The organism is Brevibacillus sp. NRS-1366 (assembly GCF_050467985.1).
In genome coordinates, this window is the sequence record NZ_JBITPN010000021.1 from 132,238 (window position 1) to 158,671 (window position 26,434).

Here is a 26,434-nt window from a genome sequence, read left to right on the forward strand (position 1 = left end):
ATAGGCATCATCGTAATCGAATTACATGGAAAACACTAGATTTCATTCTCATTTTTCTTCCTTAACCATTCCTATAAAATCAACATCAATAATCGGCCAATCTTTCTCAATCACTCTGTTCAAATGTTCCAGCGTTTCTTCGTCCTCTCCAGTGAGAGGCTTTCCTTCCACCGATTGTAGAAAGACAACATACTGAACCAAATGCCGCAGCTTTAAAAAGTCTGGTAGATACGCAAACCATTCGCTCGGGAATTCATTTTCTTGCCGATATCCTTTCAGAAACCAAGTCAGGAAATCTTTGATAAAAAATCGTCTGTCGTCTGTCTCCTGTAGCGGTCGCCAATAGGCATAAAAAAGAATCACAGCCACATCGTACAGGAAATAGTTGTAGGCACTATCATCAAAATCAAATAGGATAAGGTCACCGTCATGAATATGGAAGTTAAGAAAATGCAGATCGCCATGAATGATGCCATAGTTCTCATTTGTTTCCGGGATGCTTTTCAGCCTGGACAGCAGCTCGTTCGATTTTTTTATAACGATTTCTTGCTCAGCTGGAATGTACCGCTGGATATTCAAATGTTCCTCATCATCCCATTTCTTACGTTTCCATACAGCCTGATGGGGCTGATACGATTTGCTGAGCGAATGCAGCTTGCCAGTGATACGTCCCCACTTTTCAAACAATTGGGGATCCCAATTTTCTTTCGTCGGGAGATGCCCGGGTGCTTTTTCAAAAGCAACTGCTGTAAAATAGGAATCTGCATGCCCGATTACTTCCACTTGATTTCCCAGCTCGGAAGGGATCGCTCGGGCAACGGATACACCGTGATTCGCTACATATTGAAGCCAGTCAATTTCTCCTTGAAGCTCGCTTTCCGTTCTTCTCTGGCTATGTGAGATTTTTAAGATAAACGGAGTGCCATTTTTCGTAAATTCGTATACATAGCTGTCAAATCCGCCTAAAGGGCTGATGTTTTCTTGGAAGATTCCGTATCGGTTCCTAATCTCCGACAAAATGCTTTGCTCAATAGCTGGCAGCATAATAGTCCTCCGATAGATTGTTTGCAACGGGATGTCGCATTTCATCAGATAAATGAATATTTCGAAATCAGTCAGTATAATTTTACCATATGTGTACAATCCATAGGGGTCTTGATGGAAATCGAGATTCTCCATAAAAAAACGAGCCAACCAGGAACAATCCTAGCCAGCCCGTTCTAGAATGCTTTATCTTCAAGGATCAAACTTGTTGGAGCAAGAACTTTTTCCGTATTCACCATGATCCAGAATAGTTGGATCTTCAATTTGAATCGTTGAATGTTCGATGCCATATCGAGTCTTCAGGAGATGGTTGATCGCCATAATGACGCAAAACGGCTGAATGTCGTCCCGAACAAAGACGTGCGCGGTAAGGGAATAATGCTCCGTCGTTACTGCCCACAAATGCAGCTCGTGAACATCCTCAACCCCTTCTACCATGCTGATTTCTTCGCGGATTTTTTCCAGATCAAACTGCTGAGGAACAGACTCCATCAGTACCGAGAGTGATTCGCGAATGATTTTGGCTCCCCCGATAAAGATGATTGCCCCGATTACCATACTGATCAAGGGGTCAAAGATGTAAAAGCCGGTAAAGTGAATGAGAACGGCAGAAGTTATGACGCCGACAGAGCTGAGCAAATCTCCAATGAAATGCCAGAGAGCGCTTTTTACGTTGAGATTGTCTTCTTCTTTTGTGCTTCGGCTCAAAACAATCGTCAGAACAATATTTACTACCAATCCGATGGAAGCAATGATTAACATGAGTCGCAAATCAACATCTTGCGGGTGAATCATCCGTTTGATCCCTTCGATTACTATACCGATCGCAATAATGGCAAGAGCCAGCCCATTCAGAAACGAAGCGATGATTTCAAAACGCAGGAATCCGAACGTGTACTTCTGATTAGGCTTCCGCGTGGCCATATAGATGGCGGTCATGCTCAGTCCCAGCGCAATTACGTCAGAGATCATGTGCGCCGAATCGGATAAGAGAGCGAGAGAATTGGAGAGCAGCCCTCCCACAATTTCCACTATCGTAAAAAACAGGGTCAGCACCAAGGTGATCCAGAGTGTTTTCTTTGATGTATTTTGCTCTTTCACGTGATTAAGATGATGATAATCGAGATTTTTCATACCAGTGCTCCTTTCGTATTAAATATAATAAATATAATTTAATAATTATTTTAATCATATACCATCTTTTCACTTTTCTCAAATGAACGTTTTATGGATAATACAAGTGATAGTCATTACCAACGGTTCATCATGTACGGGAAAACACTCGAAAGGTCCACCAGACAAAACGCCCGGTGGACCTTTTTATTTTGCCATTTCTTTTACCAGCCTAGAGAGCGTAAACAACGCGTGCTCCAGATCCTCTTCGTCGGCATACGCGTAGGACACTCGCAGATGGTTGCTGTCAGTCTGGTCGTATATATAACCAGGATTCAACAAAATACCTTCCGCGAGTGCTTTGGAAAATAATGTTCGCATGGAAACGGCCTGCCGCAAACGCAGCCAGATGTAAAAGCCTCCCTCTGGAATACTCCAGTCTGCAAGCTCACCAAAACAACGCGACAGAGCCTGGCACGTACGCTCTCTTCTGTCCCGCAAAGCAATCCGGATTTGTGCCAGGTGCTGTTGATACATCCCGCTAGACAACCACTCCGCTGCTACCCATTGAGACAGCGCGCTCGACCCGTAGTCTGTTTGCATTTTCACGTCAGCTAGGCGCTCAATCACTGGCTCAGGACCGACGATCCACCCGATTCGCAGACCCGGACAAAGTGTTTTGGACAGACTTCCCATATATAGAACCAGTCCATTTTGATCACGTGATTTTAGCGGCATTGGTCCTGGTTCGTCCAACCACAGCTCTCCGTAAACATCATCTTCGAGCACAGGCAAGCGCTCTCGTTCGCAAACTGCCATTACCTGCTGTCTTCGCCTCTCTGTCATCAAGATCCCGGTCGGATTGTGGTAGGCGGGAATCGTGTAGAGCAATGCACCGTTATGCCCTTGCTTTTGTCGTGACAGCACCTCTGGCACAATGCCCTCTCGATCCATGGAAACACCAACCAACTGCATCCCTGATGATTGAAACAAAGGCATCGAGTATAAATACGATTGCTGTTCTAATAAAATGGCAGACCCACGATGCAAAATGCCAAGAGAAATCAATTGCAGGGCCTGCAGGGCACCCGATACGACAAGAATGGAACCAGGTGCGGCTTCGACTCCCCTGCTGCGCAGATGACGGCTGATGGCCTGACGCAGCGGCAATAACCCCTTTGGCTCTGAGTAACCTAGCATGGTCATTTTTTTGCGCAGACCAATCAGTACCTCCTCCATTTGTTTCGTAGGAATGAGCTTGGGGGATAATTCACCCGTTCCCAGCCTGGTATAGCTCGGGTCTGGCTCGTACCGATTGATCATCTGGATCGTAGGCATATTGGGTAGATGCATTCCAGACTGTACATATCCCATCCAATCGGGGGGCGGGTTTGTGGTCAAAAGAGACCAGGTGTTGTTGCTGACGATCGTACCGCTCCCTATCGTTGATTCAATTAGTCCTTCTGCCTTTAACTCCTCCAGGGCGGTTACTACAGTGCTTCGATTCACCTGAAACGCAAGGGCCAATGCCCGTTGGGTAGGGAGTTTGCTTTTTACAGGCCAATCACCTGCTGCTATTTTTTCCTTTATGTAAGAAACAATTTGCAAATAGACAGGTATGTCAGATGATTTGTTGGGCTTCCAGTCAATTGAGAGCATGGCTGCCTCCTCCTTCCTACATCTTCATTTTACAAATTGGTTGAGCTAGATGTAAACCAATTGGCTGGAGACAACAACGGCAGAAGCAGCAATAATGACAGTATTCGATAAACAAGCGAAGAATTAAGGAGGAACATTCGTGTTGGAAGCCATTTTGCACGGATTCGTGCTTGCATTTGGACTTATTTTGCCACTCGGCGCACAAAATGTATTTGTGTTTAATCAAGGGGCAGTCCAGCCCACACTTTGGCGGGCAATCCCCGTCGTCATTACCGCAGCTTTATGTGATATGCTGCTCATCCTGTTAGCTGTCCTCGGTGTATCACTGGTTGTGCTTACTGTTGCCTGGCTCAAAACGGTATTGTACGCGGTTGGCGTCTGTTTTTTACTCTACATGGGGTATCTTACGTGGCGGAGTCGTCCATCCGTAGAAACGGGAGAAGCCCAGCAATTTTCAGGAAAGCGCCAAGTGATGTTTGCTGCCTCCGTCTCTTTGTTAAACCCGCACGCGATATTGGATACAATCGGAGTGATCGGCACCAGCTCACTTAGCTACACAGGGACAGAAAAGTGGGGCTTTACGATTTCCTGCATCCTCGTTTCGTGTATTTGGTTCTTCAGCCTGTCTGTGGCCGGTCGCCTGGCAGGACGACTGGATCGCTCTGGACGAATGCTTCGCGGCTTGAATATCTTCTCGGCGCTCATCATGTGGGGGGTAGCCCTGTATATGGCAAGCCTGCTATTCTTCTCGTGAACTGTGAAAGGGTGAATAATCACTACCGCCTCCACGAAAAATACTCGTAGTCAGATTCACAATGGGAGGTTCGTCATGCTTTTTACCAAATCAGACGCCCTACTGGATGATCTATACGAGATTGCCAAGAATGTTTATGAATCAGCAGTTTATTTCAATGAATATAAAATTTCCTCATTAGAAACTGTCAAAAGCTTTTCCGAAACAATGAAGGAATATGAATCAAAAGGAGATAAGCTGATTCACGAGATTATTGTTAAAATCAACAAGACCTTTATCACTGCAATTGAGCGTGAGGATGTTATGGAGCTCGCTGTTAAATTAGACGATGTACTCGACGGGCTGGAGGGCTGCGCGGCCCGTCTCTACATGTACGACATCTTCGAACCTGATGAGACCATGGTGAAATTCGGTCAGATCATCGAAGATTCTACCCACCAGATTTTGCTCGCCATCGAGCTGTTGCAAAAGCAAAAACTGACCGCCATGAAAGCGTTTATTATTCGAATCAACGATTTGGAAAGCGATGGAGATGAGCTTTTGCGAGATAGTATTCGCCAGCTTTTCAAATCATCGTCCGATCCCATCCACATCATCCAATTCAAAGAGATTTATGAGGTGCTGGAGGATGTGATGGATCATTGCGAGGACGTCGCAGATGCGATGGAGACCGTCATCATGGGCAATACGTAAAACAAGGAGACAGATTCCATGCATACGAGCTTTCCCCTTATTATCGCTGTCGTCGTCCTAGCTGTTTCCTTTGATTTCATCAACGGGTTTCACGATACGGCCAATGCCATCGCAACAACCGTATCGACGAAAGCATTGCCTCCCAAGATTGCCATCACCATGGCCGCTATTATGAATTTCATTGGCGCCCTTACCTTTACTGGCGTCGCCAAGACGATCGGCGGGAAAATCGCTGATCCCGCCAAGCTGGAATACGGCGTCATCATTGTCATGGCTGCCCTTCTTGCTTCTATCTCGTGGAACCTGATTACGTGGTGGTACGGGATACCCAGCAGCTCGTCTCACGCTCTCATCGGATCCATTGTCGGTGCTGTGATCGCTTCAGCAGGAACTGCCCCCATTAACTGGGCAGGCTTTACGGAGATTTTCAGGGCATTAATTCTCTCCCCTATCATCGCCCTTCTCGTCGGTTATCTCATGATGAATTTGTTTTTCGCTGTTTTCAGGCGCGTTTCCACCCCTCCCTCCAAAGTGAACAGGGGGTTTCGTTACTTTCAGATTTTCACGGCTGCGCTCCAGTCTTTTGCGCATGGAACCAACGATGCACAAAAAGCGATGGGGATCATCGTGTTCGCTTTGGTGGCTGCCGATTTGCAATCTGATCCGGGCACGATTCCTTTTTGGGTGCAGCTCATCTGTGCGATTTCCATGGGATTAGGAACTTCAGTCGGCGGGTGGAAAATCATCAAAACAGTCGGAGGGAAAATCACCAAAATCGAACCGATTAATGGTGCAACAGCCGATCTCACCTCGTCCTCGATCATTTTCACCTTTACACAGCTCGGGCTCCCTGTCAGCTCTACTCATGTCATTTCCTCTGCCATTATGGGAGTCGGCGCAGCCAAGCGGTTAAAGAGCGTCAACTGGGGTATCGCCAAACGGATCGTCGTCACCTGGTTCATCACCCTGCCGATCTCTGCTCTCATCTCGGCTCTGATTTACTGTTTGCTGCGATTGTTTTTCTAAGACAAAAGCCCTCTTCAGCGAGGGCTTTTGTCTTGGGAGAGACGTTATTTCTGCAACATCGTCAGCGCGCTTTTGCTTACAAACTGATCGTCTTTTAATTGCTCTTGCATGGCCTTCCACTGGTCTTTGGTCAGCATAAGAGATAAGTCGGACCCAAAAACTTCTTTGCTGTCAGCTCGAGTAGCCAGATAGGATGCATCGTAAAAATGAAACTCGATAGCCTCCAGATTATCCACTAATGCAAAGGCAGCAAGCGAGTTGTACAGCAGCGCTCTTTGAAGGTCGCTCTCTTTGATCACATCAATCGTTTCTCTGTAGTTTACTTTGATCGTCAGCTGCTTAGAATCCAACTGAAACGACTTTTGTATTTGAGAGAGCGGCAAGTGCTGAATTAAATTTATCAGGTTGGAGGCGTCACCCATGTACTTGCTTTTATATTTCAGAATAGAGTCGAGATCGTGCGTGATCGGGTTTTGCTGCGCTTGCCGATACTGTTCTTCTTTCGCCATGTTCCCCGGAATGATAACCCCTTGAATTAGCGCAAAGAGAGCACTCCCGAGAATAGCCAAAAGGATGATGGCTCTATGCCTCGTAATCATCTTCTTCACCCACTTCATACTTCATGATCAGCTTCGGCATCGCATGGAGCAGCAATGGAACGAGAATCGAGAAAAAAGGTTGCACGTATGCGATTGCCACCACCGCGAACTGATACGGTCCAGAGAATGTGGCAGGTCGGGAAAACCATATATTGCTTCCAAAGTGAATGGCCGTTGTATAAAGCACCATCACCCCAATAAATATCGACCATATTACCCACCCGAGCTTTCTCCGATAGAAGGCGGCTTGTAAATCGAGAGTAGCCGTCTGCCGCAAATACAGAGCTTGCTTTCTGGTTCGCAGCACCAGATAGCTTATCCCCAAAATAAACGTGATGAACGATAGCAGCTCATTTAGCAAAATGCCGCTCCCAATGATTCGAAAGGGCAGCGCGATGATCCAGGCAATCAGGAAATACAACAATCCGATCTGTACAAGCTCCAGTCTCCATTGGTTGATATACACCTTTCGATTGCTGTCGATCAGATCGTCTATTGTAATGATGCCATCCTTTGCGACACGGACGGCCTCGCCCTCATCCATGCCGTTCGCTGTTAAATCAGCGACTTTTGCTTCCAGATTGCTCAGTACCTCTTGCTTTAGCTCTTGGACTTGTTTACTGCCTTTATACTTTATGAACAGTTGCTCCACGTAATTGTGTAAACGATCCATCAGCTTTGATCCTGCCTTTCGATTAATTGATCAATGACTGTTTTAGCTACCTTCCACGCCTCCAGTGCGTTTTCATACGCTTCTATCCCCAATGGCGTAACCTTGTAATACTTTCGTCTGCCCCCCTGGGTTTCGTCTCCCCAGTAAGAGACAATCTGCTTTTGCTTCTCCAATCTTTTCAGGCTGGTGTACAGAGAAGGCTCCTTTAGTTCGTATTTGCCGCCGCTATTTTTAGCTATCGCCTTCATGATTTCATAGCCGTAATTATCACTTTCACACAAGACACGGAGAATAATGGCATCGAGATGCCCACGAATGATATCGCTGCTGATACTGTTTTCACCCATCTGCTTCACCTCGCAAGTACAACATAACACAGATTACTATGTGTGACAATGTAATACATCTAAAAAAGGTTCCCTCGAATGGGGAACCCATGTCCGTGCTCATTTTCAAGTCTCCATTTTCTTGACTAGTTCATACAACCAGAGGACAGGATAATACTAAACTCAACATGGATTTTTGCACAAAGGAGCTGATCTGTATTGTCCTGTCAACGGTTCCGGCAATTGCGCTACCCACTCATTGCCTTATTCGTAACGATAGCCCTCCTCTGGACGCATCACCACTATCGTCTACATACTTCCTACGCTGCTGCTTCACGCACCCAAACGGTCACGATATCCAGTGCCGGCTTTTTGCCGAATCGGCTGGCCATACGTGAAGGCGATCTCGTTTCACTGATGATCGTCAACACAGACACCCGGCCGCACAATCTCGCCATCCGTGATCTGAATTTGGCTTCCACCGAGCTGAAGCCTACCCAGTCTACCATGCTGCAATTTTCGGCTGACAAAAAAGGCCAGTTTTCCTTCGTGTCCGATTCCCCGGGGTATCCCGAAACAGGCTATCAAGGGACCTTGATTATTGAGTAACGATTACTTCCTCTTGGTGCACCTGCTGCTTCCACGGGCCGAATCGGATGATTAAGAGCGGGATGATCCCGATTGCAGTCATGATTCCAAAGAACAAATAGATGGCAAGCATTGAATACGAATCCTTGATCCAGCCTGCCACCAAATTGCAAAGCATCGTTCCCAGCCCGCTTCCCACCGAGAAAAAGATGGCAATTGCCGTCACTTGTAGGGAGGCGGGTGTATTTTCTCTAACGAACTGAGCCGCTGTCGCCAAATAAAAACCAACAGAAATTCCTTGAATAAAGAAGATAGCCAGGACAGCAGTCGTACTGGGAGCTGAGCTATACCAGAACCAGCGCAGCGCTGAGAAAACTGCAGCAAAAAGAAGCGTCAGCTCCAGCCCATAGCGGCGGACGAAAAATCCTGCCAGCTTCATGAATGGAGCTTCACTGCCGGCAAACAGAAGAAAAGCTAACCCCACACCTGCAACCGTCCCGCCTATTTCCTGATAATACAGTGAGAACCAGATGTTGTTGGCATTGACCGTTCCAAAAATGCAAAACGACGCCATCAGAAACAACAAGAAACGCGGAATGCGAAATAAGTCCTTCATTCCTCTGAACATGCTGACGGTAAATCGAGAAGATTCTGTCACTTCTTCCGGCACGCGCCATAAGAACAGGATCGCGACCATGAGTGCTAAGCAATACGAATAAAACAAAACGGACGGCCCCCACTGATCAACCAACAGCCCTGTGACAAAGGCTGCGAGAGCGAAGCCGACAGCTCCCCACATGCGAATGTCGCCAAATTGCAAATGCCTTTTTTTCGCATAGCCCAAGGCCAGACTGTCCGAGATCGGTATCACCGCGCTCTGAAAAAAAGAGAGGAGTATGTATAACAGCAATACATACCCAAAGGAAGAGACTGCTGTAAAGAGCAGCCCCACCTGGCCTGACACGACAAGGGTGAGAATGAGGACAGCTTTGCGAATTTGAAAGCGGTCACAAATCATGCCCCACATCGGCTGCGTCACAATGGAAACAACAGGCGCAACCGCACTAATCAAGCCAATTTGCGTCCCTGATAAGTGAATGGCTTTGTAATACTGGGTTATAAGCGGCGAAAACGCGCCAAACCCGTAGTAAATAAAAAGATAGAGGGCGGCAAAACTAACGTATTTGCCAGTAGTGCCACCCTGCTGATTACCGGAGGGTGCTTCGAACATACGACTCTCCTATTTAACCGCCGGCAATATTTTCGCCATGTTGACGGTCCGTTTCTTGTCCCAGGTCGCGGGATTAAACTCATCGAATTGCTCCAGGAAGCTGATGACTTCCTTTGTCAAAGGTGTCGGCGTCGACGCACCCGAGGTGACCGCGACATTCTTCTTGCCGCGCAGCCATTCAATGTCCAGCTCTGACAGGTCAGCGATCCGATAGGAAGGCACACTCGCAATTTCCTCGGAAACTTGTGCCAGTCGATTGGAGTTGTTGCTGCGCGGATCGCCTACGACGATACATACATCCGCCTCTCCCACCTGCTCCGCCACGGCTTCCTGACGTACCTGCGTAGCCAGACAAATTTCATTGTGCACCTCGACACGTGGAAAACGTTTGATGATCGCGTCCATCAGATGCTTGACGTCCCATTGGCTCATCGTCGTCTGGTTGGTGACGATCAGTTTATCAGCGGGCACCTCTAGAGCATCCAGCTCTTCTACCTTTTGCACCAGATGTACATGATCAGGCGCGATACCGATCGCACCCTCAGGCTCTGGATGACCTTTTTTCCCAATGTAGATCACGTGATATCCGTCGGCGACTTTTTCCCGGATCAGATCATGCGTCTTCGTTACATCCGGGCAGGTCGCGTCTACGACAGTCAGGCCTTTTTCACGCGCTTTTTTCCGCACCTCAGGAGAGACGCCATGCGCAGTAAAAATGATTGTCCCCTCATTCACCTGATCCAAAAGAGCGAGGCGATCCTCACCATCTAGTGTTTTGATTCCTTGTTTTTCAAACGCCTCGACGACGTGAGCATTGTGTACAATCATACCCAAAATGTGAATCGGGCGGGGAAGGTCAAAGTTTTGCGCTGTTCGGAGTGCCAATACCATGGCATCCACGACACCATAACAATATCCGCGGGGGGAAATCTTGATGACTTCCATCTATACCCCTCCTATTTTTCTAATGACGTTCTCGTTCGCCCACTTATTATACCTTATTTTCTGTGAAAAACGTCTCGACGTTTTTCATTAAACAGGATGTGACCGCTTCTGTTCATAAACCTTCAGATTATTGTAGACAACTTTTAAAAGCGGTGTGGACAAGCCGTGTTTTTCTGCGTGCGCTAGCAAGTACCCCTGGAGATGATCGCCCTCGACAGGAAGCCCTTTTTCCATGTCACGCAGCATGGAGGATTTCATCGTCGCCGCCTGGTTTTGAAAGGTGACCATTTGCTTCTCGACGATATCTGAACGGATAGGGGCTTCTAGGGCTTGCATAATCGATGCGACTTCTTCGGAAAGCTGTCTGGTCAGCTCCAAGCCGTATTGTGTCTCGCGAATGGGACCTGCCGCTGAATTCATTAGCGTAGTAATGCCCGAGAATGTCGTGATGAACAAGTATTTGTGCCAAGCTTCCCGCTGAATATGATCACTTGCCCGCATGGAACCGATGATTCCGGAAAAGGCTTGCTCGATCCGGTCGACACGCTCGCTTCTTCCGCCCTCCCACTCACCGAAGAGGGCATCATGAACGGAGCTGGTCTGTACAACATCCCCATCCGCATTCAAGGTTGTTTCAATAAAGCAAAGTCCTCCAAGCACTCGCTCACGGCCAAACCGCTCCCACAATAGCTCCATGTGCGCAATCCCGTTCAAGAGCGGAATAACTACGGTTTGTTCCCCTGCATACGGAGCGATGGAGTCGATGCTTTCCCCAAGTGTGTAAGCTTTGTTGGACAACAGCACCACATCAAATGGTCCTGCCTCATTTCCTGACAGGATCAATTGTGGAGAGGGCAGATGCAAGTCCCCGTGAATACTTTGCACGCGCAGTCCTCGCTCCTTTAGCTGCTTGTATCTACGTTCACGCACCAAAAACGTTACATCGACTCCTTTCTCAGCAAGCCTGCCTCCAAAATATCCGCCGATTCCTCCCGCCCCGAGCACCAGTACCTTCATAAAATGTTCGCCTCCTTTTTTATTCTACAGATAGGAATTTACAAAATTCCTATCCAGTATAAGTGCAGCCGCGGCTCCGCCAAAAGGCATGGCGTAGCCAGGTTTTCTAAAAAATAGTTCGTCTTCATTCTACAAAACCGGAAACATTTTCAAAACCCCATAATATTATGTTAGAAATCCTTACATCATACGTCAGAAAACCTCTTGACGAACATTGCCGGTTGTCGCTATAATACGAAATAGAATAACGTACGAAAAGGCGAACTTTCCGATTGTTAAATTTAAAATAATTCGTGATTGGAGTGTTTGTTCCATGGATATGAAAACGATCTTGTCGACGATTGACTCTGAAAATATTGAATACGTTGATTTCCGAATTGTTGACCTACTCGGTCGCCAGCATCATGTAACCGTTCCTGCCTACGCAGTAGATGAAGGAACCTTCCGTAATGGCGTCGCTTTTGATGGTTCCAGCCTGACGGGGTACAAATCCATCGAAGAAAGCGACATGGTAGCGATGCCTGATCCTGCGACCGCCTTTATCGACCCATTCGTAGAAGCCAAAACGTTGAATATTGTTTGCAACATCGCAGGTCCAGACTACAGCACCTATACACGTGATCCCCGTAGCATCGCCTTGAAGGCAGAAGCCTACCTGCAACAACTTGGTGTGGCTACCGCAGCCTATTTTGGCCCAGAATCGGAGTTCTTCCTGTTCGACAGCGTCCGTTATGATTCTGGTCCATCCGGGTCCTTCTTCCACATTGATTCTGAGGAGGCATTCTGGAACACAGGAAAAGAGGGACAAAACCTCGGTTACAAGGTACGCAACAAAGGCGGTTACTTCCCTGTACAGCCAACCGATTCGCAAATGGACATCCGCAATGAAATGTGCACACTCATGACGCAAGCTGGCCTCTTCGTTGAACGCCATCACCATGAAGTAGCAACCGCAGGCCAGGGAGAAATTAACTTCCGCTTCGATACGTTGACCCGCACAGCCGATAATCTGCTCTTGTTCAAATACATCGTCCGCAACGTAGCTGCCAAGCATGGCAAAACGGCTACCTTCATGCCAAAACCGATCGTTGGCGACAACGGCTCCGGCATGCACGTTCACCAAAGCTTGTTCGATGGCGACACCCCTCTGTTCTATGAGCAAGGCGGATACGCAAACTTGAGCGAAGCGGCGCTCCACTACATCGGCGGCATTCTGCACCACGCACCTGCCCTGATCGCGTTGACCAACCCTAGTACCAATTCGTTCAAGCGTCTCGTTCCCGGCTATGAAGCACCTGTCAATCTGGTGTTCTCCAAAGGAAATCGTTCGGCTGCAGTCCGTATCCCGATCGCTGCTGTCACACCAAAAGCGTCCCGCATCGAGTTCCGCACACCAGACTCTACTGCAAATCCATATTTGGCGTTTGCTGCCATGCTGATGGCTGGTCTCGATGGTATCAAGCGCAAGCTCGACCCGCGTGTATTGGGCTTTGGTCCGTTGGATAAAAATATCTACGACCTCTCCGATGCTGAAAAACACGAGATCAAACGCGCACCTGGATCTCTCGAGGAAGCTCTGGTCGCATTGGAACAAGATCATGCATTCCTCTTGGAAGGCGACGTCTTCACAAAAGATGTGATTGAAAGCTGGATTTCCTTGAAGCGCGGCGAAATCGAGCAAGTGGAACGTACCGTAAATCCGAAAGAGTATGAGCTGTACTACGATCTGTAAAAGAAAGCAGTAAAAAGCCCTTCTCGATTGAGAAGGACCCAGAGTGTAAAGAAAATCCCTTTTTTCGGAAAGGGGTTTTTTTTATGCCTTTATCCCCCATTACACTTATTTACAGAAAGCCTGTAGTCTTTCAAAACTCCTATTGCTATAATTTGGTTAAATTGCAATTGAAAAGGGTGGAGAGATGGGGCCTCATGATATTGAATGTCTAGACCTAAAGATCGAAGCTCTCAGGAATGAACTTAACTCATTTGCGCAATCTTTCAATTTAACAGCTCCCTTAATCATCTCTTTAAGTCAAAGAATTGACTTCTACTTGAACATTCGTAGAAAGATGCTGACTTACCATAAACAAAATGCAAAACAAGTAAACGTTAGTCTTCTCAACAAATCTCAACAAATGATTAACTCCTGAATATGTCGAAGTTACCGATGAGGAGGAAAGAAAAAGATGAAAAATCAAGATTGGGTTTCATCCGAAGTGGATTCGGTCTCTTCATCGGTCTTGTTCTGTTCTTCTTTATTTACCTTGGTTTTTTCCTCAACCTTTTCCTGGAGCAAATCGTCAATCAAGACAATCTTACCTTCTTCCTGCCAATTCACTTCCGCTTTCAATTGTTCGCTGACAAAACGAAGCGGCAGGAAGAGGCGGCCATTCTTGAGGACAGGAGCGGTCTCGAGAGTAACGGTTTTTCCGTTCACCGTTGCTTCTTGTTTATTCAAATACAATGTGATGGAATCACTGCCACGGGTGATCAAAGCTGTACTTGTTTTCTCATCCCATTTCACTTCCGCTTTTAGTGCAGCACTGATTGCTCGAACCGGTACCAGGGCTCGTCCACCCTGCACAAACGGTTTTACTTCTGTCTCAAGGGCCTTGCCGTCCACAAGTGTTGTGATCTCGGCATTGCCAGATGCTTTCAACAATTTACCCAGCTTGACGACAGAAGAGCGATCTGCTTTGTTATAGTAACGCTCGACCAGTTCCAATTGAACTTCTACGGATTGAGTGATGTCCGCCTGTTCTTCTAACTCGGCTACCAGGGCTTCATATTTTGCTTTCTGTTCGCTGCTAATCTCTGTCGCATGCTTCAATTCCTGACGCAGCTCAATCAGTTCTTTTTTTAATGCAACCTTGTCCTGCGCTGACTTGGCAGAAGAGGAAATCCCTTTCGCTTCACTTGAAGTTGTCTTGTCCTTACTGTCTGCTTTACTTTTTTCTACGGAAGCTTCAACTTGAACTTCTACCTTGCCATTTCCCTTAACCGTTCCGTTTTCTCCCTCTTTCGCCAAAGCAGCAGGTACTGCAGTGGTTAGTAAGGCAAGAACCAAGGATGTAGATACCAATTTTTTCATCATGCATTCTCCTCTAAAGATGTATTATGGCTATAGCGTATCTATTGACGGAAAATGATGGAACAAGGTTGCAAAGAATTACTCCTGGTCTCACGAAAAAATGGGTGATCGATCAGATTTTAAACCGACTAAGCGCATCCTGCAAATCGAGCGCCATTTTGCTTAATGCGCCCGCAGTCGCTGACACTTCCTCCATCGTTGCATTTTGTTCTTCGGAAGCAGCAGCGATGTTTTGAATGTTGCCAGATGATTGCTCGGATATCTGAGAAACTTCCCGGATTGATTCCACCATGGTCTGGGATTCCACATGAATGGTCTCCACAATACCGACAACTTCCTGTGATTCTAATGAGATATTTTCGATCATTTTTACGATGTCCGTAAATAAATCACCTGTTTGTTCAATCATTGTAATTCCATCCCGAACCACTTCTGTGCCATCTTTCATGCGATTCACTACATACTGGGTATTTAACTGGATTTGTTCTATGATAGTACGGATATCGCCTGCTGCTTTCGCAGATCCCTCTGCTAATTGACGCACCTCATCTGCAACGACGGCAAAGCCTCTGCCGTGCTCCCCTGCTCTCGCAGCTTCAATGGCTGCATTTAGTGCCAACAGATTGGTTTGGTTCGCAATCTGGGTGATCACTTCGACGATGTGTGTAATATCCTTGGATTTCTCATTCAACTGGATGATATCTTCTGCGGTTGCAGCTGAGGTTTGTTGAATGAGACTAATTTGATTGATGGTCTGTGCGACAACTTCATTTCCATTGGAAGCCTGCTGATTTGTTTTTGTAGCCAACGCAGCCACCGCCGCCATGGAGGAACTCAATTGTTGTAATCGATTAGATACCCCTGTTACCCGATCATCCGCATCTTTCATATTTACCGATTGTCTTTCAGCCCCAATAGAAACCTCCTGAATGGCCTGCGCGATCTGCTCTGTCGCGCGCTCCGTCTGTTCGCTACTCGCTGCCAACTCTTCGGACGATGCTGCTAATTGTTGAGAGGTCTCCGCTACATCTCCAATGACTTCTTTTAATTTCACAGACATGCTGTTAAAGCTGTCACAGAGTTGACCGATTTCATCCTTGTTCTTGATTTGCAAAGGTTCGACTGTTAAATCTCCATCATCCATTCGTTTGACGAGACTGGTCAGCTTCACCAGCGGTTTTGAAATGTGATTGGCAAACAGGATAACAACCACAGCGCCCACAAGCAGCGCACAGCCGATAATCATCAACAAAATCGTAATAATTTGATTCGCGTGATCATTGTAATCGCTCATGTACGAGCTGACGATAATAATCCAGCCCCAATTTGGATCGATTTGCGAGTAAGCGATTTTCGGTTCCAGTGAATCAGGATCATCAGGTAGTGGCCATTTGTAGTAGGTGAATCCTCCCCCGTTCACGCCCCGTTCGATAAATTCTCGGGTAAAGTAAACGCCATCCGAATCTTGTTTATCAATCAAATTTTGTCCTTCAGAATTCGGATGGAGCAGTGAATTCCCTTCTTTATCATACACAAACATGTATCCATTCTTCCCAAAGTCAAATTCCTTCGTAATGGATCTAGTTCCGTCGGCGTTTTTCGGACCTAAAATATGTGTTTTTACTAGTTCCTGTGCCTCATCCAACGATATTTTTCCACTTTTAACATCTTGGTTAATGATGTCGATCATCGAAATGGCCATTCGGACGGAATTTTTCAAACTCGTTTGCGAAAGCTGGTTGAGTCCATCCTTTGAAATGGAATAGCCGATGATGCCTGTCAATAATGTAGGAATAGCTAGCAGTAGTAAACAGACGATAATTAGTTTTTTCCGTATGGTTGCTTTCATGCTTCTTCTCCTTATGGCTTGGATATGTGTGATTATTTACATATACCCAACTCATCATAGTTCAAACATCTCATTTCGCAATCAATGAAAAATAGACACTGCGATCAAGAGAGAATCGATTACACTATTGGAGAGTGCTTCATGTAACGGAAAGGTTTGCTTATCTCATGAGTAATCGGTTGAAAAAAGGAGTTATCGGAATGAATCAAGAGCTGCTGACCATATTTGAAGAAGATCAGCTAGATTTAAAAACGATGCCAGTTGATCGTATCCATCGAGACGAATGGAGGAGGAAACGCGTAAAAGAAATGATTTCCCAGGAAGTATTACTTGAGGGATCAGACTTTTTCCATTCAGCAGTTATTTTCCAGCATGGGGAGTCGCTAGAGGATTGGTATCTTGCACATGAGTTAGCAAAGAAGGCAAGTGAACTCGGTTTCAGCGAAGCGAGATCGCTCGCTGCTATTGCACTGGACCGCTGGCTCGTTCGCCAAGGAAAGCCCGCGAAATATGGCAACCAACTGATTCCTTTGGGTGGTATTTACCGAATTCCCAAAGTCGATCCTGCTACAACAGATGCTGAACGGAGAAAGTGGGATATGGCCTCCCTTTCTGACATGCTTGCGTTTGAGGGGCTTCATGGATTTGCTTCGTTGGGCGATGAGGTCGATCGCTCTGATCGCATTGACGGCTTTCAACTGAAGGTGATTCGGTTACGTCGTGATCTGGCTCACAGTCCCCAAACAACAGGAACTCACTGTGGTTTTCTAACTCAAGATCTTGCTATTTTTGAGAATTCATACGGCTGGCGCTGGACCCAAGATAAGAAAGGAACTGTTACAAGCGTCTGGCTCTTAATCCCCTATGCTCCGGTCATCGCCCATATTGAGGTTGGCATAGAGAAATGTGTAATAAAAACAAAAGAATATAAACAACGGCAAACGATTTGGGTTCGAACCAAGCATTCCTCAACCCTTTACTATAAAGCGGGAGATAAAATCCTGGCGATTTCCGGACAAGATGAAGATCTACTCTTGCATATTTCTAGGCAATGCTTGTGACTTTGCAAGAGAATACAAAAAACCAGCCCAACAACACTTTCTTCGTTGTTGTTGACTGGTTCATTTACTTGAACGATTCACTTTCTATTTAAGCTTTTCCTTTCAGATAGTCATTCTTTTGCTTTATAGCGGTTTCCGCTGATTGCATCTCTTGTTCCAGCACATTATACAAAAGCTGATCTTTTACTTTGCGAGAAATCTCTTTCTCGGGTGGCTTTGAAGCGGGCCTGCCCATGATCAAGTCGTCTTTCATACGCTTGCCTCCCATTGTCATTTGAGGATTAGGATGTCATAGAGAAGGCGGCACTATTCGCTCGGGCACTAAACATGCTATTATTTTCCTAATACAATAGAATACGCTCCTCAAGGGTGGTCGGCTCATCTCCTGCATAAAGGGGGTGAGAAATATGACAGTGTATGAAGCGATAAGCCTGATGCTTGCTTTTGGTATGCTTATTGTAGCCATGCTGTCTTTCCCCAAAAAGAAATAGATCACCCTTGAGCCTAGCAGCCGGGTGATCTGTGTCTTACGGTAAACCTATTGCTGAGCCGTCCCCTGAGGGGAACGTCTATTGTGGTGACCGTGGGTGTTGGTAGCACCTGCGGTCTTTTTTAGTTTACGTTTTATCCAATATTACCATAACTCATCGTAAATAAAAATATGTTGTAACTTGCCTTATACCTTTTTATCTTTTTCGTCCACTCAACGGCTGCTGACCAACTGCCCACTCAATCTCTTTTTCAGCTCATCGACCGATCTGGGAATACCTCCACCGACTTCTTGTTTAAGCGATTCCGGCAGCGCCTCCCACACTTCTGCGATCAGCGGCATCCCGAGGTGCAAGCTCTCCAGCATCTCTCGTTTAGACAAAGCCTCCTGTGGCTCTCCGGCGAATACCAGCTTGCCTGCGTCCATCACACAAATCCACTCTGCCCATTCAAAAGCGATGTCCATATCATGTGTCGCCATCAGGACGGTTGTTCCACTTCGATGGATTTGATCCAGCTCTCGGAGTAAGTTTTTCGTTTGGTAACGATCGAGATAGGCTGTCGGTTCATCTAGTAGCAGCAATTGCGGCTCCAGGACCATGACTCCTGCCAGTGCGAGCCGCCGTTTTTGCCCCAGACTCAGGTGATGGATGGGCACATCTGCGAGCTCTCTCATCCCGAACACGTCCAGGATATTCTCTACCTTTGCTCGAATTACCTCTGGCGGCAGGTTGCGGTTGCACAAGCCATACGAAATATCCTCCGAGACTGTGCTGGCGATCAATTGATGCTCGGGGTCTTGAAAGACCAGACCTACTCGCTGTGTCATCTCCTGCAAAGCTGAGCGCTTGTAAACGAATGGTTTGCCTCTCCATGAGACCTGTCCTGTCTGTGGCTGGATAATTCCATTTCCGTGTAGAAAGAGTGTGGACTTGCCACAGCCATTGCGCCCGAGAAGGACACATTTTTTCCCCTCGGGAATCCCAAAGGTCACCCCTCGCAGGACTGGTCCCCTGCCACCTGGATACGTATAGTGCAGATCATTAAACGCCAATAACCACGAAGTCAAAACCCCCAACCTCCTGTCCACCACTCAAGCACAATCAGCATGATACACCCCGCTGCCGACTCCCATTCATATCGGGGTGAGCGGGAATGCGTATGCAAACTGAGTACGTCAAAACTATCTGAGAATCCTCTGGCTGCCATACCCTTGTACAGCGCTTCGTACTTGCGCATGGCCCGAACAAACAACTGAGTTGCCAGCATCCCTACATCACGCAGCATTGCTTTGAATCCCTGATGACCACCACGTGAACGCTGCGCAATCCACAATTGATAGGACGTTTGCAGCAGGACAAAGATAAAGCGGTACATGATCATCAATAAATCAGTCAGAATGGAAGGTATCCCGATCCGCCGTAATACCTGCAAAATTTCTGCGAACGGCACAGTAAACAAGATCAATGAAAAACAGCTAAGGCTTGCCATCGTCCTCCAAAATAGCACGGCCACCTTGTTAACAGCCGTAGGAGAGACATAGAACAAATAAGACCCGAGCTTCCATGATACCAGCACCTCTACTGATGGTGTTGCCACTCCCATTTTGATCCAATCAATCAATAAAGCAGGCAGACCAGCTACAAAAAAAGAAAGCGACAGCAGCAAAAACAGCAAATAGGAACGCACAGGGATGCGGGCATATCCAACGACCCACACCCCTATCCAAATAAAGACGAGCATTTGTACCAGCCAATGACCCAAGAGAACAAGCAGCAGCAGCACACTGCCGAATAAAAGCTTATGTTCTGGCGGCAGGTGCCTCAATTGATTTTGGTAGGAAAGGGAATCGAGCTGCTGCCAATTCATTTTTTCGACTTATCCAGCCGTCCCTTGTACAATCCCATCGCATATCCGATAACACCTGCACCCAATGCGGCTTGGACAGCAAACAACAGACTCTCTGTTTCGCCCCCTGGCGGCTCCAAAAGCGGCTGGAACCACGGCTCATATGTAGGTGAAATTTCCTTGATGGCTTCCTCTGCTGCACCATCGGCGCCACCGAATTCCGAATCCTGAACCAATAGCAGCGGCAGCACCGCTAGTACTACTACTCCCAAGAGTAACAGCCAGTTTAATCCCTTTTTCACAGCGATTCCTCCCGTTTTAAAAGCCGTAATTGGGACAGCTCTTTTGCATTGTAAGATTGCAACCAGTTCCAGACAAGTACGGTCAAAAGACCCTCACTGATCGCCAAAGGAATCTGGGTAAAAGCAAAGATGCCGGCAAATTTGGCAAACGAGGCGAGAACCCCACCCGATTCCGCTGGGAACGCCAGAGCCAATTGAATCGAGGTAACTACGTAGGTAGCCAAATCGGCCAAGGCCGCTGCCGCAAAAACAGCAAGACGTTGCCCGCCATTCACACGCATAATCAAGCGATAGATTCCGTATGCCACCATCGGGCCGACTACAGCCATGGATACGGCATTTGCACCCAGTGTAGTCAAGCCTCCGTGCGCCAATAGAAGCGCCTGGAACAACAACACCAAGCTGCCCAGAACAGACATCGCCAGAGGACCGAACATGATGGCGCCCAGACCAGTTCCGGTCGGATGTGAACTGCTCCCCGTCACAGAAGGAATTTTAAGTGCCGACAATACAAAGGCAAATGCCCCTGACACACCCAGGAGCAATTTCATTTCTGGATGTTCTTTTACAATCTTTTGGATCGAGCGCAACCCGAGAATAAAAAATGGCAAGAAGACTACCCACCAAAACAGCGCCCAGGAAAAAGGCAAATACCCTTCCATAATGTGCATTGCATGCCCTGTCTGAGGTTCATTCACTAAAAAATAAAAAACAAATCCGGCAATCAATAGGCATGTAGAAATGATCCGAGACCGATTCATTCGACTTCCTCCTTCTCTTTCTTCCTTTAACGTACGAATCGAATGTACAAAAAAAATCCCATCTACACGAAGACGAGATTTGCGCGCACAAAACAATAGACCAAAACCTTTCAGCCATATTGTCTCGTAATCACCGCTCCTTTCCGCGAAGGTAATCGGGTGTGGCTTATAGGTAGGTCTCCTGGCTTCCAGATCCATGCGCTCTTTGTCCTTCCCCATATAAATATGAGTGGTTTCCTTTCAAAGAGAACTCCCTGGTTACAGTGGCGGGACCGCTCGGGATTTTCACCCGATTCCCTGTTACCCTTTATGTTTCGCATATACATAAAGGCACCTAAGGCCAACGATATCAAATTTTCGGACAATAAATAATTGTCCACTTTCATTATAACCAAAAGGTGGGTAAAGAAAAAGAGAGGAAAACAAGGGAAGCGAGCCGAGAAGCTGCGCAAATGACAGCATCGGCTCGCTCATTGATTATCTGCTATGATTTTGCATCTACCCCAATTACTTCACTTATATGGGTAAATCCATCCCGCTTCATCAATTGCAGCAGCTTTTTATTGATTTGCTTGGCAATACCAGGGCCCTGGTAGATCATGCCGGTGTATACCTGAATAAGACTCGCACCTGCACGAATTTTTTCGTAAGCATCCTCACCCGTAAAAATACCGCCTACTCCAATGACGGGGACCTTGTCGCCCACTTCCTGATAAATCTCTTTTACCCAAGCAGTAGAGCGTTCTGTAAGTGGCCTTCCGCTCAATCCTCCTGCTTCTTCGGCATATCGATGAGCTTTGACCACTTCACGGGACAGAGTCGTATTCGTGGCAATAATCCCGGAAATGCCCTCCTCGACAGCTGCTTGCACCACATCCCGCATTTGCTCATCTGACATGTCAGGAGCGACTTTTAAGAGAATGGGTTTTCGCTTCACTCCGCGGACCTCCATCTCCGCGGCTTTTTCTCGCACAGTACGAATGAGCACACGCAAGCTCTCTGTCTCCTGCAAATCTCGGAGATTAGGCGTATTCGGTGAGCTGATGTTAATTACGAAATAATGTCCGTACGCATAGAGCATGTCCATGCACTTGCTATAATCGCTGGCAGCTTCTTCGTTCGGAGTCAGCTTGTTTTTTCCGATGTTGATGCCGATAGGAATGTCAGAATAAGCGTAGTCAATCAGGCGCTGAGAAGCCAAATACGCGCCCTGGTTATTGAATCCCATTCGATTGATGAGAGCTTGATGCTCAGGAAGGCGGAATGCTCGCGGTTTGGGATTGCCTGGCTGACCTTGCGGAGTGAGTGTTCCTACTTCCACAAATCCGAACCCTAAAGCACCCAAGCCATGGTACACTTCCGCATTTTTGTCAAAACCGGCAGCCAGACCTACCGGATTGGGGAACGTTAGGCCCCAGAGCTTTGTTTCCAAACGCTCATCTTTTCGTTGGTACATCATTTTCAACACACTTTTGCCTGGAGCCAAATCCTGCGCCAGCTTCAGGGCATGAATCGTCTTCTCATGAATCTCTTCTGTATCCTGCTGAAACAGATACTTTCGTATAAGCTGATACATCTGGTTGCACTCCTCGCTCCGTTTTACCTCATTGTAGAATACCACACTTTGTGTAAGGTGGGTAAGCTTTATACGTGATACATATTTCCAGGCTGGCAGGCAAATCATAACAACACCACCAATCATGGAGGTGAAAAGAGCCGCTATGAAAGTGGACGGAAAGATCGGGATTGGCCAAGCAATCATGATGATTATGCTGACAGTGGGAATCTCCAATCACGTAACAGTCATCCCCCTTTTGCTGAGCAAGGCGGGACGTGATTCATGGTTGGGTGTTCTGTTGACAGCTGTCCCTTTTGCCGTTTGGGCATGCCTCCTGTCTCTTATCAGCCGTCGCCTCAATCGCCAGTCTTTGCAATCATGGGTCACGCGTCATTCTAGCAAGTTCGTCAGTTACCTGCTGCTCACACCGATTATTTTCGCCTTGTATTTGATGGCACTAGTCAGCCTGATTGATACACAAACATGGACGACCGTGAACTATTTGCCCTATACACCTGAATGGGTGACAGCGCTGGCACTGATCATCTTTTGCGTAATTGCTGCCCACGGAGGGATTGCACCTCTCGGGATCACCTCTGGAATCTTACTGCCAGTTGTAGCAATCCTTGGTTTTTTCGTAGCCTTTGGCAATATTCCCAAAAAGGATTACAGCTTGCTGCTGCCGCTGTTTCAACACGGGGTCACCCCCATGCTTCACGGGATGGTGTATGTAGGTGGAGGATTTGTGGAATTGTTTATCTTGCTGCTACTCCAGCATCATGTGCGAGCACCTTTGCGATTGACTCACTACTTGATCATGGTATTCATCATTGTCGTGCTGACCATAAGTCCGTTGACAGGTGCGATCGCGGAGTTTGGACCTATTGAATCGACTCGTCAACGTTTCCCTGCCTTTGAACAATGGCGCCTATTGACTATCGGTAAAGATATCGAGAATATGGAGTTCTTTGCCATCTATCAATGGCTTTCCGGCTCGTTTATACGCATTTCGTTATGCTTCTTGTTAATCTGTGAGCTTCTGCAAATCCATTCTGCATCGAGGCGTTGGCTTCTTCTGATCATTTTGGGAGGAAGCTTGATTGCCGTTACCAGCCTCCCTTTTAGCGATATGGCCTTTGTTTCGTTTTTGTCAAAGGTGTATTACCCTCTCTTTTTGATCGTAATCGTAATCGTTACACTCTTACTTGCTGGCGTAGCCCTGAGGAGATCAACCAGACAGGAGGATACAGGGCATGAGTCGTGAAGCCGAATTACAAGAAGTCTTTGCTCATTGTGCAGATGTAAGCTTTTTGCGATTGGTTTCAAGTGATGATCAAACCATCCTGCCCATCTATTGCGAGGGGCTTGCTAATATCAGGCAAATGCACGAAGTCGTGCTTCCACAGCTGAAACACTCCCTAGGCAAGGGTGACATCCGCTCGCTGCCACTCATTCCTCTTATTGATGATCAGGAATATTGGGTAGAGCGATTATTTGCAGGAGACTTATTGCTGTTTCTGGGGGATTCTCCGCCTTTTACGTGGGATATTTCCAATCGCCCTCAACGGAATACAGAGGAAGCAAATACAGAGGTATCCATCAAAGGCCCCCGAGACGGGTTCGTAGAGGATCTTAACGCTAATGTAGCATTGATACGCAAACGACTTCGAACGCTTTCACTAGCTTGTGAGACGTTTACACTGGGAACACGCTCCAAGACCCGAGTCTCGATGCTATACATGAGAGATGCTGCGCCTTTAGACCTCGTGGAGTCTATGCGGGAGCGGCTTTTGGACTGCAAAGCAAAAAAAAACATCAACAGCGCCATTTTGGAACAAAGGCTGAGCGACCATACCTACTCCTTGTTTCCGCTTGTTGATTATTCGGGTCGTCCCGATTATGCCATTTACATGCTGTTTGAAGGAAAAGCAATCGTCATAATTGACGGTTCTCCTGTTGCCCTGATTGCCCCGGTCACCCTCCTGGAGCTGATCAAATCTCCCGAGGATGATCAATATCCGATTGTTTTTGTGTGGCTGGAGCGTATTCTGAGGTTGGGCGGAATCTTTATCGCTGTCTTCTTACCGGGATTTTGGATTGCTCTCACCTCTTACAATGTAGAAGAGTTTCCTTTCCAATTGCTTGCCACCATTTCTCAAGGGAGACGAGGCTTACCGTTCTCTGCCCCCATGGAGCTGTTCGGGATTCTGTTTATCTTTGAATTTTTACGTGAGGCGGGGGCTCGTCTGCCCAAAACAGTCGGGCAAACCCTCGCTCTGGTAGGTGCACTTATTATTGGCGATGCCTCCATTCGAGCAGGGATTACTTCGCCGTCTATGCTGTTCATCGGCTCGTTGACTGTCGTCGCTTCCTTTACCCTGATCAATCAATCCTTGAGCGGAGCCGTAACCGTTTCTCGTTTTGCTGTCTTTCTGCTCTCATCGATCTTGGGTATCTATGGCTTTGTGATCAGCCTCTTGATCATGGTCTACTACTTGTCTACGCTCACATCATTTGGAAGACCTTATGTGTTGAATCACTCTTCCAACTTTCTGATGACTCTAGTGAAAGTCTTGTTTCGTCCTTTGATCTACATTTTTAAACAAAACGGCAATAGCAAAGGAGGTTTGAAATGAAGCGGCGATGGATGGCAAGCTTCTTACTCCTTTTGTCTCTGACCTTTGTCAGTGGCTGCTGGGATCAAAAATCGATCCAGGATTTGAACTACCTGTCTGCTCTCGGAATCGACTATGTGAATAATGAATACGTCCTGTACGCGCAATCAGCAGATCTCTCGACTGTAGCCAAGCAGGAGTCGCCTGGTACGTCCAAACCACCCATTGTGGTTTCGATTGGAAGAGGAGAAACATTACAAGGCGCTATGGATAACATGCAAAAAAATGCGCAAATCCCTTTGTTTAGCGGCTTTGTGTCCACACTCATTTACCACGAACGCATGTTAAAAAAAGATATACTGCCTACCTTTGACATCTTGAATCGGTATGGACTTCTCCGCTACACAAAGTGGGTCTTTGGAACAAAAGAGCCGATTGCCGAAGTGCTCAGCAACCATTCGATTACAGGCTTTTCACCGCTAACCTCCCTTTTGCACCAACCGCAGGATGTGTATAAGCAGCGATCCTTTATTGAACCCATTCGGTATTACACTTTTATTTCCCGCTTTTGGGAGCCCAGCAACACCGTCATCATGCCGAACATATCGATCTATACGCAAGCCTGGAAGGAAAACAACAACTATATCTCCCGTCTCACCATTGATGGGGTTCATACGATTTACCGAGGCAAGTGGAACGGTTTTTTTCCTAGCCAAGACTTGCTGGGACTTCGCTGGCTAAACCCACATACGGAGTTTGCCGGGTTAATCATTCGTGAAAACAATAAACCGAAGGCGACGCTGCGCATTCTAAGTGTGCGGGTAGAAATTATACCTATACAAACAGGGGTGGACCCTCGTTTTCGCATTTTGGTTCACTTGAATGGGTTTGTTCGAGAAATAATGGGCTCAGTAAAGGCTGATTTCATTCAAAAGGATGCGGAAAAACAAATTGAGAAGCAAATTAGAGCTACGTTCTTGAAGGGAATCAAGGCAGGTACGGATCTCTATGGCCTTGAAGAAGCACTCTACAAACACGATTTGGGCGCCTGGAAGCAATTTGCCAAAGACCACTCCAGAAAATTGACAGCAGATGCACTCGCGGAAGTATCCGTAAACGTTCGACTTAGTGACTCCGGCAAGATGAAGCTGAATTGGTATCACTATCCGGACCACCTGCTCCCTTAAGCCTTTGC

General features: G+C 47.0%; 28 protein-coding genes and 1 riboswitch. Of the genes, 11 read left to right on the forward strand and 17 right to left on the reverse strand.

The window, feature by feature from the left end; genetic code table 11:
- Positions 1-48: 48 nt before the first annotated feature.
- The 3 genes from ACIFQN_RS14865 to ACIFQN_RS14875 all read right to left on the reverse strand — a co-directional run bounded on the left by ACIFQN_RS14865 (position 49) and on the right by ACIFQN_RS14875 (position 3,816).
- A complete protein-coding gene (locus tag ACIFQN_RS14865; RefSeq protein ID WP_429833812.1) occupies positions 49-1,044 on the reverse strand; it encodes a phosphotransferase enzyme family protein in 996 nt (331 codons plus the stop codon).
- Between the two features lie 192 nt (positions 1,045-1,236).
- Positions 1,237-2,178: a cation diffusion facilitator family transporter gene (locus tag ACIFQN_RS14870; protein WP_429833813.1), complete on the reverse strand. Its 942-nt coding sequence runs from the start codon at positions 2,176-2,178 to the stop codon at positions 1,237-1,239.
- 186 nt (positions 2,179-2,364) lie between these two features.
- Complete coding sequence (locus tag ACIFQN_RS14875; RefSeq protein WP_429833814.1) at positions 2,365-3,816, reverse strand: PLP-dependent aminotransferase family protein; 1,452 nt, start codon at positions 3,814-3,816, stop codon at positions 2,365-2,367.
- 139 nt (positions 3,817-3,955) lie between these two features.
- On the opposite strand from ACIFQN_RS14875, the gene ACIFQN_RS14880 reads away from it, so the two are divergent.
- The 3 genes from ACIFQN_RS14880 (at position 3,956) to ACIFQN_RS14890 (ending at position 6,289) form a co-directional block, all read left to right on the forward strand.
- Positions 3,956-4,570 (forward strand): LysE/ArgO family amino acid transporter, encoded by a 615-nt coding sequence (locus ACIFQN_RS14880; protein ID WP_429833815.1) that lies wholly within the window; start codon positions 3,956-3,958, stop codon positions 4,568-4,570.
- A gap of 75 nt (positions 4,571-4,645) precedes the next feature.
- Positions 4,646-5,263 (forward strand): DUF47 domain-containing protein, encoded by a 618-nt coding sequence (locus tag ACIFQN_RS14885; protein ID WP_429833816.1) that lies wholly within the window; start codon positions 4,646-4,648, stop codon positions 5,261-5,263.
- An 18-nt stretch (positions 5,264-5,281) separates the two neighbouring features.
- The gene (locus tag ACIFQN_RS14890) at positions 5,282-6,289 is read left to right on the forward strand and encodes an inorganic phosphate transporter (RefSeq protein ID WP_429833817.1); all 1,008 of its coding nucleotides are present in this window, start codon (positions 5,282-5,284) and stop codon (positions 6,287-6,289) included.
- A gap of 44 nt (positions 6,290-6,333) precedes the next feature.
- Here the strand turns inward: ACIFQN_RS14890 and ACIFQN_RS14895 are convergent, their stop codons facing one another.
- The 3 genes from ACIFQN_RS14895 to ACIFQN_RS14905 are packed head-to-tail and all read right to left on the reverse strand — an operon-like array spanning position 6,334 to position 7,908.
- Positions 6,334-6,888 (reverse strand): DUF4825 domain-containing protein, encoded by a 555-nt coding sequence (locus ACIFQN_RS14895; RefSeq protein WP_429833818.1) that lies wholly within the window; start codon positions 6,886-6,888, stop codon positions 6,334-6,336.
- On the reverse strand, positions 6,872-7,561 hold the full coding sequence (locus ACIFQN_RS14900) for a permease prefix domain 1-containing protein (RefSeq protein WP_429833819.1): 690 nt from the start codon (positions 7,559-7,561) through the stop codon (positions 6,872-6,874). The genes ACIFQN_RS14895 and ACIFQN_RS14900 overlap by 17 nt, the downstream gene beginning before the upstream one ends.
- Positions 7,561-7,908, reverse strand: coding sequence for a PadR family transcriptional regulator (locus ACIFQN_RS14905; RefSeq protein ID WP_429833820.1), 348 nt, complete (start codon positions 7,906-7,908; stop codon positions 7,561-7,563). The genes ACIFQN_RS14900 and ACIFQN_RS14905 overlap by 1 nt, the downstream gene beginning before the upstream one ends.
- A 198-nt stretch (positions 7,909-8,106) precedes the next feature.
- Here ACIFQN_RS14905 and ACIFQN_RS14910 point away from each other — a divergent pair, with 198 nt between their 5' ends.
- Complete coding sequence (locus ACIFQN_RS14910; protein ID WP_429833821.1) at positions 8,107-8,496, forward strand: cupredoxin domain-containing protein; 390 nt, start codon at positions 8,107-8,109, stop codon at positions 8,494-8,496.
- On the opposite strand, the gene ACIFQN_RS14915 is transcribed toward ACIFQN_RS14910, so the two are convergent.
- The 3 genes from ACIFQN_RS14915 to ACIFQN_RS14925 all read right to left on the reverse strand — a co-directional run bounded on the left by ACIFQN_RS14915 (position 8,486) and on the right by ACIFQN_RS14925 (position 11,668).
- On the reverse strand, positions 8,486-9,706 hold the full coding sequence (locus ACIFQN_RS14915; protein WP_429833822.1) for an MFS transporter: 1,221 nt from the start codon (positions 9,704-9,706) through the stop codon (positions 8,486-8,488). The two genes, ACIFQN_RS14910 and ACIFQN_RS14915, sit on opposite strands and share 11 nt — an antisense overlap.
- A gap of 9 nt (positions 9,707-9,715) precedes the next feature.
- Positions 9,716-10,651 carry a 4-hydroxy-3-methylbut-2-enyl diphosphate reductase gene (locus ACIFQN_RS14920; RefSeq protein WP_429833823.1) on the reverse strand — a complete coding sequence of 312 codons (936 nt, stop codon included), beginning with the start codon at positions 10,649-10,651 and terminating at the stop codon, positions 9,716-9,718.
- A gap of 87 nt (positions 10,652-10,738) precedes the next feature.
- Positions 10,739-11,668 carry a ketopantoate reductase family protein gene (locus tag ACIFQN_RS14925; protein WP_429833824.1) on the reverse strand — a complete coding sequence of 310 codons (930 nt, stop codon included), beginning with the start codon at positions 11,666-11,668 and terminating at the stop codon, positions 10,739-10,741.
- Positions 11,669-11,981: 313 nt separating this feature from the next.
- On the opposite strand from ACIFQN_RS14925, the gene glnA reads away from it, so the two are divergent.
- Together glnA and ACIFQN_RS14935 are read left to right on the forward strand one after the other, a co-directional pair.
- Positions 11,982-13,400 carry a type I glutamate--ammonia ligase gene (gene glnA / locus ACIFQN_RS14930; RefSeq protein WP_429833825.1) on the forward strand — a complete coding sequence of 473 codons (1,419 nt, stop codon included), beginning with the start codon at positions 11,982-11,984 and terminating at the stop codon, positions 13,398-13,400.
- A gap of 184 nt (positions 13,401-13,584) precedes the next feature.
- Complete coding sequence (locus ACIFQN_RS14935) at positions 13,585-13,815, forward strand: Spo0E family sporulation regulatory protein-aspartic acid phosphatase (protein WP_429833826.1); 231 nt, start codon at positions 13,585-13,587, stop codon at positions 13,813-13,815.
- A gap of 44 nt (positions 13,816-13,859) precedes the next feature.
- On the opposite strand, the gene ACIFQN_RS14940 is transcribed toward ACIFQN_RS14935, so the two are convergent.
- Together ACIFQN_RS14940 and ACIFQN_RS14945 are read right to left on the reverse strand one after the other, a co-directional pair.
- Positions 13,860-14,759, reverse strand: coding sequence for a stalk domain-containing protein (locus ACIFQN_RS14940; RefSeq protein WP_429833827.1), 900 nt, complete (start codon positions 14,757-14,759; stop codon positions 13,860-13,862).
- Between the two features lie 109 nt (positions 14,760-14,868).
- Positions 14,869-16,605 carry a methyl-accepting chemotaxis protein gene (locus tag ACIFQN_RS14945; protein WP_429833829.1) on the reverse strand — a complete coding sequence of 579 codons (1,737 nt, stop codon included), beginning with the start codon at positions 16,603-16,605 and terminating at the stop codon, positions 14,869-14,871.
- Between the two features lie 200 nt (positions 16,606-16,805).
- On the opposite strand from ACIFQN_RS14945, the gene ACIFQN_RS14950 reads away from it, so the two are divergent.
- Entirely contained in the window at positions 16,806-17,666 is an 861-nt protein-coding gene (locus ACIFQN_RS14950) for a hypothetical protein (protein WP_429833830.1), read from the forward strand.
- Between the two features lie 88 nt (positions 17,667-17,754).
- Here the strand turns inward: ACIFQN_RS14950 and ACIFQN_RS14955 are convergent, their stop codons facing one another.
- Positions 17,755-17,919 carry a hypothetical protein gene (locus tag ACIFQN_RS14955; RefSeq protein WP_429833831.1) on the reverse strand — a complete coding sequence of 55 codons (165 nt, stop codon included), beginning with the start codon at positions 17,917-17,919 and terminating at the stop codon, positions 17,755-17,757.
- A gap of 154 nt (positions 17,920-18,073) precedes the next feature.
- Here ACIFQN_RS14955 and ACIFQN_RS14960 point away from each other — a divergent pair, with 154 nt between their 5' ends.
- Entirely contained in the window at positions 18,074-18,157 is an 84-nt protein-coding gene (locus ACIFQN_RS14960; protein ID WP_429834139.1) for a putative holin-like toxin, read from the forward strand.
- A 212-nt stretch (positions 18,158-18,369) separates the two neighbouring features.
- Here the strand turns inward: ACIFQN_RS14960 and ACIFQN_RS14965 are convergent, their stop codons facing one another.
- The 5 genes from ACIFQN_RS14965 to ACIFQN_RS14985 form a co-directional block, all read right to left on the reverse strand.
- Positions 18,370-19,224 carry an energy-coupling factor ABC transporter ATP-binding protein gene (locus ACIFQN_RS14965; protein ID WP_429833832.1) on the reverse strand — a complete coding sequence of 285 codons (855 nt, stop codon included), beginning with the start codon at positions 19,222-19,224 and terminating at the stop codon, positions 18,370-18,372.
- Complete coding sequence (cbiQ, locus tag ACIFQN_RS14970; protein ID WP_429833834.1) at positions 19,221-20,024, reverse strand: cobalt ECF transporter T component CbiQ; 804 nt, start codon at positions 20,022-20,024, stop codon at positions 19,221-19,223. The genes ACIFQN_RS14965 and cbiQ overlap by 4 nt, the downstream gene beginning before the upstream one ends.
- A complete protein-coding gene (locus tag ACIFQN_RS14975) occupies positions 20,021-20,305 on the reverse strand; it encodes an energy-coupling factor ABC transporter substrate-binding protein (RefSeq protein WP_429833835.1) in 285 nt (94 codons plus the stop codon). Before ACIFQN_RS14975 ends, cbiQ begins: the two co-directional genes overlap by 4 nt.
- Positions 20,302-21,066 carry an energy-coupling factor ABC transporter permease gene (locus ACIFQN_RS14980; RefSeq protein ID WP_429833836.1) on the reverse strand — a complete coding sequence of 255 codons (765 nt, stop codon included), beginning with the start codon at positions 21,064-21,066 and terminating at the stop codon, positions 20,302-20,304. Before ACIFQN_RS14980 ends, ACIFQN_RS14975 begins: the two co-directional genes overlap by 4 nt.
- A 154-nt stretch (positions 21,067-21,220) precedes the next feature.
- Positions 21,221-21,419, reverse strand: a riboswitch (cobalamin riboswitch).
- Positions 21,420-21,550: 131 nt separating this feature from the next.
- The gene (locus ACIFQN_RS14985; RefSeq protein WP_429833837.1) at positions 21,551-22,642 is read right to left on the reverse strand and encodes a quinone-dependent dihydroorotate dehydrogenase; all 1,092 of its coding nucleotides are present in this window, start codon (positions 22,640-22,642) and stop codon (positions 21,551-21,553) included.
- Positions 22,643-22,787: 145 nt separating this feature from the next.
- On the opposite strand from ACIFQN_RS14985, the gene ACIFQN_RS14990 reads away from it, so the two are divergent.
- From ACIFQN_RS14990 to ACIFQN_RS15000, 3 genes are read left to right on the forward strand one after another with little or no spacing between them, the layout of a single operon-like run.
- Entirely contained in the window at positions 22,788-23,888 is a 1,101-nt protein-coding gene (locus tag ACIFQN_RS14990) for a GerAB/ArcD/ProY family transporter (RefSeq protein ID WP_429833838.1), read from the forward strand.
- Complete coding sequence (locus ACIFQN_RS14995; RefSeq protein ID WP_429833839.1) at positions 23,878-25,260, forward strand: spore germination protein; 1,383 nt, start codon at positions 23,878-23,880, stop codon at positions 25,258-25,260. Before ACIFQN_RS14990 ends, ACIFQN_RS14995 begins: the two co-directional genes overlap by 11 nt.
- On the forward strand, positions 25,257-26,426 hold the full coding sequence (locus ACIFQN_RS15000) for a Ger(x)C family spore germination protein (RefSeq protein WP_429833840.1): 1,170 nt from the start codon (positions 25,257-25,259) through the stop codon (positions 26,424-26,426). Before ACIFQN_RS14995 ends, ACIFQN_RS15000 begins: the two co-directional genes overlap by 4 nt.
- Positions 26,427-26,434 lie beyond the last annotated feature (8 nt).